This window comes from Streptomyces sp. NBC_01460 (genome assembly GCF_036227405.1).
Taxonomy (GTDB): Bacteria; Actinomycetota; Actinomycetes; order Streptomycetales; family Streptomycetaceae; genus Streptomyces.
Genome location: NZ_CP109473.1, coordinates 4,781,443 through 4,790,272, shown reverse-complemented (window position 1 = coordinate 4,790,272; position 8,830 = coordinate 4,781,443). Strand labels below are relative to the sequence as shown.

General features: G+C 71.7%; 11 protein-coding genes and 1 pseudogene. 5 read left to right on the top strand and 7 right to left on the bottom strand.

What is annotated here, in order from left to right:
* Positions 1-43 precede the first annotated feature (43 nt).
* Positions 44-946, top strand: a complete 903-nt coding sequence (locus OG488_RS21560) for an endonuclease/exonuclease/phosphatase family protein (protein WP_443074236.1) — start codon at positions 44-46, stop codon at positions 944-946.
* An 11-nt stretch (positions 947-957) separates the two neighbouring features.
* Here the strand turns inward: OG488_RS21560 and OG488_RS21555 are convergent, their stop codons facing one another.
* Positions 958-1,602, bottom strand: coding sequence for a TetR/AcrR family transcriptional regulator (locus OG488_RS21555; RefSeq protein ID WP_329231540.1), 645 nt, complete (start codon positions 1,600-1,602; stop codon positions 958-960).
* Between the two features lie 314 nt (positions 1,603-1,916).
* Between OG488_RS21555 and OG488_RS21550 the strand changes: the two genes are divergently transcribed.
* Positions 1,917-2,288 (top strand): cupin domain-containing protein, encoded by a 372-nt coding sequence (locus tag OG488_RS21550; protein ID WP_329231538.1) that lies wholly within the window; start codon positions 1,917-1,919, stop codon positions 2,286-2,288.
* 52 nt (positions 2,289-2,340) lie between these two features.
* Here OG488_RS21550 and OG488_RS21545 read toward each other — a convergent pair.
* Positions 2,341-2,463: pseudogene (locus OG488_RS21545) on the bottom strand (NAD(P)-dependent oxidoreductase); the annotation flags it as partial.
* A 173-nt stretch (positions 2,464-2,636) separates the two neighbouring features.
* Between OG488_RS21545 and OG488_RS21540 the strand changes: the two are divergent.
* Positions 2,637-3,008 carry a VOC family protein gene (locus OG488_RS21540; RefSeq protein ID WP_329231536.1) on the top strand — a complete coding sequence of 124 codons (372 nt, stop codon included), beginning with the start codon at positions 2,637-2,639 and terminating at the stop codon, positions 3,006-3,008.
* A 15-nt stretch (positions 3,009-3,023) separates the two neighbouring features.
* Here the strand turns inward: OG488_RS21540 and OG488_RS21535 are convergent, their stop codons facing one another.
* On the bottom strand, positions 3,024-3,518 hold the full coding sequence (locus OG488_RS21535; RefSeq protein WP_329231534.1) for a DUF6924 domain-containing protein: 495 nt from the start codon (positions 3,516-3,518) through the stop codon (positions 3,024-3,026).
* A gap of 178 nt (positions 3,519-3,696) precedes the next feature.
* On the opposite strand from OG488_RS21535, the gene OG488_RS21530 reads away from it, so the two are divergent.
* Positions 3,697-4,362 carry a rhomboid family intramembrane serine protease gene (locus tag OG488_RS21530; protein WP_329231532.1) on the top strand — a complete coding sequence of 222 codons (666 nt, stop codon included), beginning with the start codon at positions 3,697-3,699 and terminating at the stop codon, positions 4,360-4,362.
* Positions 4,363-4,393: 31 nt separating this feature from the next.
* On the opposite strand, the gene OG488_RS21525 is transcribed toward OG488_RS21530, so the two are convergent.
* Both OG488_RS21525 and OG488_RS21520 read right to left on the bottom strand, forming a co-directional pair.
* Positions 4,394-5,287, bottom strand: a complete 894-nt coding sequence (locus OG488_RS21525; RefSeq protein WP_329231530.1) for a DUF4429 domain-containing protein — start codon at positions 5,285-5,287, stop codon at positions 4,394-4,396.
* A gap of 63 nt (positions 5,288-5,350) precedes the next feature.
* On the bottom strand, positions 5,351-6,379 hold the full coding sequence (locus OG488_RS21520) for an aldo/keto reductase (protein WP_329231528.1): 1,029 nt from the start codon (positions 6,377-6,379) through the stop codon (positions 5,351-5,353).
* Positions 6,380-6,489: 110 nt separating this feature from the next.
* Between OG488_RS21520 and OG488_RS21515 the strand changes: the two genes are divergently transcribed.
* On the top strand, positions 6,490-7,104 hold the full coding sequence (locus OG488_RS21515) for a TetR/AcrR family transcriptional regulator (RefSeq protein ID WP_329231526.1): 615 nt from the start codon (positions 6,490-6,492) through the stop codon (positions 7,102-7,104).
* Here OG488_RS21515 and OG488_RS21510 read toward each other — a convergent pair.
* Positions 7,089-8,129 carry a hypothetical protein gene (locus OG488_RS21510; RefSeq protein ID WP_329231524.1) on the bottom strand — a complete coding sequence of 347 codons (1,041 nt, stop codon included), beginning with the start codon at positions 8,127-8,129 and terminating at the stop codon, positions 7,089-7,091. The genes OG488_RS21515 and OG488_RS21510 overlap by 16 nt on opposite strands.
* 160 nt (positions 8,130-8,289) lie before the next feature.
* Positions 8,290-8,715, bottom strand: a complete 426-nt coding sequence (locus OG488_RS21505; protein WP_329231522.1) for a hypothetical protein — start codon at positions 8,713-8,715, stop codon at positions 8,290-8,292.
* Positions 8,716-8,830: the final 115 nt, after the last annotated feature.

Genomic DNA, 8,830 nt, shown 5'->3' with positions numbered 1-8,830 from the left:
CACACAGCCGCCGGCCCCGAGGCGGGCCCGGACGTGGGGCCGCGTGGTTGCCGCGCTCGGCGTCCTGGTGGCGGTCCTGCTGGTCTTCCCCGGCCTGGTCCCCAACACCCCCGGCCACCTGGGCAGTCTGCTGGAGACGTTCCTCCCCTGGCTCGGCCTGGCCCTCCCCGTCCTGCTGCTCGTGGCGCTCCTGTGCCGCTCACGCGGGGCGGCCGTCGCGCTGCTGCTGCCCGCCGTCGCCTGGCTGAGCCTCTTCGGCGGCCGGCTGTCCACGGGTGGGGCGGAGGGCGGCGCGTTCACGGTGGTCCAGCACAACATCAGCGATGTGAACCCCGATCCGGCGGCCACCGCGCGGGCGTTGGCCGGGACGGACGCCGACCTCGTCGCGGTGGAGGAGCTGACGGCCCCGGCCCTGCCCGCCTTCGCAGCGGCCCTGGCGGCGGACTACCCCCATCACACGACGAGGGGCACGGTCGGGCTCTGGTCGAAGCACCCCCTCACCGGCGTACGGCTGGTGGACATCAGGCCGGAGGGAGTGGGGAAGGGCTGGGACCGTGGCCTGCGGGCCGCCGTCCGTACCCCTCAGGGCGAGACCGCCGTGTACGTCGCACACCTGCCCTCGGTCCGCATGGGTCCGACGACCGGGCTGACCTCCGGACGCCGGGACGAGAGCGCGGCGCTCCTGGCCGAGGCCCTCACCTCCGAACCCCTGGACCGGGTGATCCTCCTCGGCGACCTCAACGGCACGCTGGACGACCGCGGCCTGGCCCCCGTCACCTCGCTGATGAGCCGCCCGGACCCCTCGTTCGCCTTCAGCTGGCCGGCGACTCTGCCCCTGGCCCGGATCGACCAGATCCTGACCCGGTCCGCACAGGTCACCGCCCTGTGGACACTCCCGGCCACATCCAGCGACCACCTGCCGGTGGCGGCCCGCATCGCGCTCTGACCGCCGGGGGCCTACTCCGTCTTGGGCGCGGCTCCCAGCATCTCCAGCCCGAGCCGGGTCAGCTCCTCCGAGACCTCCTTCGGCCGGGCCCTGCGCGGGCGGCGGGCGTGGTGGGCCATGAGTTCGTGGACCGTACCGACCATCACCATCACCACGACCCGGTGGTCACGCTCCTCCGCCTCGCCCCGCACCGCCGCACGCTCGGCCTCACCGGTCAGGAAGTCGGCCCACAGATCACGCCACCCCTTGCAGTGCGCGTCCACCGCCGGGCTCACGCCCAGCACTTCGACGAAGGTGACCCGTGCCGCGCGCAGGTCCTGGGTCACCGCCGACACGTAGGCGTCGAAGAGCCTGCGGAAGCGCTGCTCCATCGGGCAGTCGTCCATCCCCTCGGAGAGCAGGGCCACTTCCGCCGCTCGCAGTCCGGTGGTGGTGATCTGGTTGTGCAGCGCCGTCAACAGGCCCTCCCGGGAGCCGAACTCCTCCCAGAGCACCTCCTCCGGCACCCCGGCCATGTCGCACAGGGCCTGCTCCGACGTCCGGGCGTAGCCGTACACCCCGAACAGCTCCAGGCCGGCTTCGAGAAGCTGCCCACGGGCCCGCGCACGCGCACCGTCGACCACGCCGGTCAGTTGGTCCACCGGGACATCCACCACGGGTCCTCCTTGTTCTGCCCCATGCCCGGTGCGCGCGCCTGCCGTCGAGCGCGTCGCGAGGGCCGGAATGGGCTCGGGCGCCTCTGGGATGGCGCGTGCGCCATTGTCCCGGTACGTCCGCCGCTTTTCCTCCCACACGGCGTGATTCGGCCCGAAGTACGCCAGGAACGGTGAGTGCTCGCACAGGCGTACCCAGAAGGTCCACGGATCGGGTCCCCGTCGGAAACACACAGGACGGGAAGAAGCGGCCCCGGCAGACTCGTACGTGCGAGCGGGGGCCGCCCCGGCTCGACCGGCATCCGGAAGGACTTCCCATGACTCAGCCTCCCGTCCCCGTCAGTCTCGCCGACAAGCTCTCCCGGTTCTCCGAGCTGTGGTCGCCGAAGATCGTGGCCGGTGTCAACGACTACGAGGTCAAACTCGTCAAGGTGAAGGGCGAGTTCGTCTGGCACACGCACGAGGAGACGGACGAACTGTTCCTGGTCGTCACCGGCCGTCTGACGATCCAGCTCAGGGACGGGGACGTCGTGCTCGGCCCCGGCGAGCTCTTCGTGGTCCCGCGCGGCGTCGAGCACTGCCCCGTGGCGGAGGAGGAGACCTCCGTGCTCCTCCTCGAACCTGGGGGGACGGTCAACACCGGCGACGCGGGCGGACCGATGACGAAGGAGCCCGTCCCGCTCGACTGACCCGTGGCGGGTGCGTACGGGTCGCAGCGGCCCGTACGGGTCGGCCCGCAGGTCAGCGCCCCAGCAGGTCGATCACCCCTGTCAGGTCCTCCTCGCCGCCGCCCTCGGCCAGGCGGCGGCGCATCAGCTCGAAGTACGGGTCGAGCAGTTCCGGGCTCACCCCCTGCTGCGAGGACGGCACGCGCCTCAACGAGGCGCTCCAGCCCTTGGCCGCCTGGGGACGCGGACGCCCTGCACGAGGGGAGCGCTCCGGCGGCCTCACAGCCAGGCCGCCGGAGCCTGCCACCGGTGCCGGTCTCCGGTCCTGATCCGGGGCTCCGTGGGGTCAGCACGGGCACACTGGCCGTCATGCCTCTCGCACTGCACCACATCGTCATCGACACCCACGACCTGCCCACCCTGGCCCGGTTCTGGTCCGAGGTCCTGCGCTGGCCGATCCTGTCCGAGCGCGAGCGGGAGATCGTGATCGGGCCGCACGAGACCGCCGAGGTGGGCATCTGCTTCATGCCGGTGACGGACCGCAAGGCGGACAAGAACCGCCTGCACCTCGACCTGACCTCCGCGCCGGAGGACCGGGAGGCCGAGATCGAGCGTGTCCTCGCGCTCGGCGCCCGCCTGGTGGACGTCGGGCAGACCGGTGACGAGTCATGGACGGTGCTGGCCGATCCGGAGGGGAACGAGTTCTGCGTCGTCCGCCCGAAGACGACCCTCATCGGCTAGGGCTGCCCCTGGCGCTCACGCCGTCGGGGATTCGGAGAAGCCGCGGAAGACTCCCTCGGGATCGCTCCTGGCCGCCTCCGCGAAGTCACCGAAGTCCATGGCGGCGATCATCAGGTTCGCGTTCATCTCGTGGATTCCGTACGGCACCACCCGGAACGCGCCGCCGTACGCCTCGAACTCCTCGTCGTCCTCACACCGGTCCCTGGTCAGGAGGGACAGCGCGAGCAAGGTGACAGGAGCCTCGCGCATCGAGGTCCGGTCGGCGAGATGGACGACCTCGTGCCGCTCCGCGTGCGCCGACGCCTCGTGGAGCGCCTCGGCGGGTGTGGTTCCGGCCCACTCCGGATCGTCGACGATGTGGACGAAGGGCTCGATGTCGCCGTTCTCCCCCCAGGCCGTCATCAGCGCCGCCCTCACCGCCGCCCACGCCGGTTCGTCGTCGTAGTCGGTCCTGATGATCAGCGCGGCGTCCTTGTCCCGCTCGGCCGGCCACTTCGCACGGTCGCTCATCCCGCTCCGCCCTCCCCTGCGCACAGATGTGTCGGGCGTGCACGTTACGCGGGAGCGCTGACATCCCATGAGCCGCTACATACGAGGGCAACGCCCGCTCTGTGCAGGACATTTGTCATCGCGCTTCCACCACAGGGATCACTGGTGGCCGGCACCGGGCGCGCGGCAATATGGCGGCATGAGCTTGCACACGGTGGTCCTGTACGGCTGCGCGGCCGCTGTCGTCGTCCCGGGCACGCGCCTCGTCATGGACCAGGTGGAGGGACGTCGGTCCGGTCCTGGCGGGCTGCTCGCGGATCTGTGGCGGCGGCCGGTGCCGAGGGCCGCCGCTGTGCTGGTCGGCCTGATGGCGGCGATGGCCGTGGTGCAGACCGCCGTCCCGGGTGTCATGCCCCACCTGGAGCGGGATCCCCACGGGCCCTGGTGGCGGGTGGTGACCGCACTGCTGGTGCAGACGTCGGGCTGGGGCCAGCTCGCCCTCAACCTGGCGGCCCTCGCGGTCGTCGCGCCGGCGGCCGAGCGCAGGCTGGGCACGGTGTGGATGCCGGTGGTCCTCGTCCTGTCCGGTGTGGTGGCCCACGGGGTGAGCACGGCGGGCTGGAGCGTGCACGGTGGGGGTGACTCCGTAGGGATCTGCGGGCTCGTCGGTGCTCTCGCGGCGTCCTGCGCGCTCACCGGCCGGCGACGGCCGCTGCGGCTGGTGTCCTTGCTCGTGCCGGCCGCCGGTGTGGTGCTGTGCGTGGCGGAGAACAACCATGGCGCCGGCGTGGTGACCGGCGCGGTGCTGGGGGCAGCCCTCGCACTCGTCCCGGAGGCCAGGAGCAGACGGACTGTGGCCGCGTAGCCGTGGCAACCACCAAGGGCGGGAGGCTTGTTCAGAGCCGCTTCAGCACCGCCCGCTTGGCGAGGGCGAACTCCTCGTCCGTGAGAATGCCGGCCTCGTACAGCTCCCCCAGCTCGCGCAGTCGCCGCAGCAGCACGTCGTGGTCGTCGGGGTCCCGGGCGACCGCCGGGGCGGACGCCGGCGTGAGCGCCGCTACGGCCTCCTGCGGCGCGGCAGTCACAGCGGGTGCGGCGGTTCCCGGCAGGCGTACGAGTACGGCGGCGGCGACCAGGACAGCGGTGTACTCCCGCTTCGACAGCCCCCACAACTCCAGGGAGTACGGGTCGAACTTGGCCGGCGCGGACGACACGGCGCCGCCCCGGTCGAAGCGCAGGGAGCCGTTCTCCAGCCCGATGGAGGGCACCCAGCGCACCCCGGTCACCTCAGCCAGCGGGAGGGTGACGGGGCCGCCCGCTTCCTTCGACTCCTCGGCCTTCCAGTTCCAGGTGAGGCGGACCGCCTCGCCGTCGAAGGACGCCGTGCCGTCCCCGCCTCCTCCCGACACCGGCACCGACGGCCCGGGCAGCAGGAAGCGGTCCACCGGCCCGTCGGGCACCTGCTCGATCAGCAGGGCGTTGCGTATCTCGTCCACGAGGTACTCGGCCACGCCCGTACGGCCCTTCTCCACCAGGAGCTGATAGGGGTCGGAGGCGTCCTTGAGCCGTCCGTCCGCCGCCCGCAGGACGGGGCACGCGCCGGTGCGCAGCCTCAGCCGCAGTCGGCCGCCCTTGCGGTCCGGCTCGAAGGAGACGCCCGCCACCGCCTGGAGCGGGACGGCGCATTCACCGAGGGCCTGCCGCACCGGGTGCACCTTGCTGCCGGGGACGATCCGCACGGTGTCCCCGTCGAAGCCCCATGTGCCGTCGCGCGAGATGATGTCCGCCATACGGGCGATTCTGCCAGGCACTCGCTCCTCCGCAGGGGCGTGAGGAGCCCGGCCCCTGGCGGCTCAGACGGCGGAGCGCTCGTCGGGCAGACGGCGGCGCAGGCGGGCCTGCGCGATGGCCGGGGGCTGGTAGGCCATGTCGAGCGTTCCGATGTCGGTCCCGGGCGGCACGACGGCGTCGATCCGGTCGAGGAGCTCGTCGTCCAGCGTGGTCCCCGCACCCGCGAGGAGGTCGTCGAGGTGCTCCATGGTGCGCGGGCCGATGATCGCGGAGGTGACGCCCGGGTGGGCGATCGCGAAGGCGGTCGCCATGTGGGTCAGCGGCATCCCGGCGTCCTGCGCGACGGTGATGAGCTGCTCGACGGCGTCGAGCCGCCGCTCGTCGCTCAGGTGCTTGAAGCCGTACGCCGCCCGGTGGGTGTCGGCCGTGCGGCCCTTGCGGTAGCGGCCGGTGAGCAGGCCTCCCGCGAGAGGGCTCCAGACCAGGGCGCCCATGCCGTAGCGCTCGCAGGCGGGCAGCACCTCGCGCTCGACGGCCCGGTTGAGGATCGAGTACGGCGGCTGCTCGGTGCGGAAGCGCTCCAGGCCCCGCCGCTCGGAGACCCACTGGGCCTCGACGATGTCCGAGGCGGGGAACGTCGAAGCGCCGATGTTCCGGACCTTGCCCGCCCGCACCAGGTCGGTGAGCGCGGAGAGCGTCTCCTCGACGTCGGTGTCCGGGTCGGGCCGGTGGACCTGGAACAGGTCGACGTGGTCGGTGCCCAGGCGGCGCAGGGAGTCCTCCAGGGCGCGGACGAGCCAACGCCGGGAGTTCCCCCGCATGTTGGGGTCGTCCCCCATCGGGAGGTGCGCCTTGGTGGCCAGGACGACCTCGTCCCGGCGCCCCTTGAGCGCCTTTCCGACGATCTCCTCCGACTCGCCCCGCGAGTAGGCGTCGGCGGTGTCCACGAAGTTGATGCCCGCGTCGAGCGCCTTGTGGATGATCCGGACGGACTCGTCGTGGTCGGGATTCCCCATGGCGCCGAACATCATCGCGCCCAGGCAGTACGGGCTGACCTTGATGCCGGTCCGGCCCAGTGTGCGGTATTTCATGAAGCTCCTCGCGCTGTGGCTCACGCCCGGTGCGGGCACTAAGCTGAAAAACGGAACAACGTTCAGCACCGACAATACGGAACACTGTTCCGTTTAGCAAGGGATTCATCGTGAGCGAGGACACGGCCCGGGAAGCCGAGGGCGGCGCGGCGGCCACCGACCTGCCCCCCAAGCGCGTGCGCGCAGACGTGCGCCGCAACACCGACGCCCTGCTCACGGCGGCGGCCGAGGTGTTCCTCGTCGAGGGGGTGGACGCGCCCGTACGACGGATCACCGCGAAGGCGGGCGTCGGGGCGGGCACCCTCTACCGCCACTTCCCGCAGCGCTCGGACCTCATCGCCGCCGTCTTCCGCCACGAGGTCGACGCCTGTGCCGACGCCGCACCCGCCCTCGCCGCGCGGCACGCACCCGCCGACGCGCTCGCCGAGTGGCTCCAGCGCTTCGCCCTCTTCCTCGCCACGAAGCGCGGGCTCAGCGCCGCCCTGCACTCGGGGGACACGGCCTACGACAGCCTGCCGTCCTACTTCGACCAGCGCCTGATGCCCGTGCTCACCACGCTCGTCGGCACCGCCGTCGAAGCCGGTGAGATCCGCTCCGACATCAGCCCCGACGACCTGCTGACCGCCACCCGCAACCTGACCCTCTCCGCCGAGGAGGACGACAGCGGCCACACCCGGCGGATGATCGCCCTGCTCGTCGACGGACTGCGTTACGGGGCGGCCTGAGCCGCCCCCTCCCCCTCGGTGGCCACCCCCAGTTTCGCGAAGCGCTGCCGCCACGACCGACTGTCGGCCTCCGGGTCGGCCAGGGCCCGGTGCCGCTCCCAGTACGCCCACGCGGCCTGCCGACGGCAGTCGCGGCATTCGGTCTCGTCGGCGACGGGCCGGAAGACGTGCTCCTCGCCCTCCGAGGCCGCCGCGCAGGTCAGCAGCTCGGGCACGCGAGGAGGCGCGGCAGCCTGCGGGACAGCTTCCGTGGGCAGCTCCGGCGGCATCTTGTGCAGCAGCCTGAACCGCAGGAAGCCCACCGCCGACCGCACCCCGTCACGGGGCAGTTCACTGGTCAGCACGCGCCGCAGCTCACCCGCCGACACCCCGCGCAGCAGCCAGCGGGCCGCGAGCTCCGCCAGCCCTCTGGCCTCCCTCACCCCGAGGTACAGCTCCCGGCGCACATGACGCAGCGACAGCAGGACGCGCTCCCCCTCCACCGCCTCCGGACTGAGCTCGGGCTCGGGCTCGGGCTCGGGCTCGGGTTCGGCCTCCGGCCCTCCACGATCCGGCAGTTCGGCGCTCGGCTCGGCTTCGGAGGGTGGGTGGGGATAGTTCTTCTCTTGTTCTTCGTCTACCGGTACTTGAGGACCGACCACCCGACCGGCTGGTTCACCGACCGTCGGTTTCCGATCAGTCGGAGGCCGCTCAGCCCGCACCCCGCGCAGTGCGGCCGCCTCCTCGGGCGAGAGGGGCACGTTGGACAACAGCTGCTCCGTCACCCAGCGCCCGCGCTCCCCCTGCTCGCGCCACTCATGGACGTACCCATGCGTGACCAGCAGTTCCTTGGACTTCTGGTAGGCCCGCCCCGTGATGCCGAGCCTCCGCGCGTGCTCACCGAGCGGCCGGCTGGCCTGATCGTCGGGGAGCCCCTGGACGGCCAGGAGCAGAATCTTCGCGTCGCTGGTCAGTCGCGCATGGCGTACGACGTCGTGCGAAGCCTTCGTGAAGCGCCGAGAGGGCGCGATAGCATGCCGAAGCATCTCGGTGGACCTCTAATCCACTCGTGGGTGAAGGCCCTCGGCCGGGTGTTGGTAGCACCCCCGGGGGCCGCCCGCACACACCGCGTGCACGGAACGTGATGACGCGATTACGGTACCGCACGACACGGGGTGCTTTTTCGCATATGCCCCCACGCCTCGATCACGGCTCAACTGGCCCCGCCAGCACCTCCACTGCCACCTCGTACAGCAGTTTCGCGTCCACGAACGGCGCCTCCCCGGTCGGCCGCGACCGCCAGTCCAGCGGCCAGGTCCTCCCCTCCAGCGCGGGGATCCCGACGAACGCGTCGCACCGGAGGTCCCGCCCTATCAGCCGCGCCCCGGCCGGCCACCGGTGCGCGGCGGCACTCTGCGGCGGCAGCAGGAAGCACGTACTCAGGTCGCCGACCCGCGACCGCACGATGGGGCCCGCCCGGAAGTCCGTGAACTGCATCAGCTCGTACGCCACCTGATCACCCGCCAGCCCGATGAGACGCACGGCGTCGAAGTGGACGCCGACGTGCCGGAGCGCATGCCCGCTCGCGGGAACCCAGCAGGGCGCCGGGTCCAGTGAACTTCTCTGATCCATGAGCCAAGCGTGACGGTGAACACGTAACGTGACCAGCGTCACAGGCCGACTGTGCACTGTTGTGTACTTAGGAAGTGGAGTTGTGCACTCCGGTGAACCTGGAAGTGGTAACGCG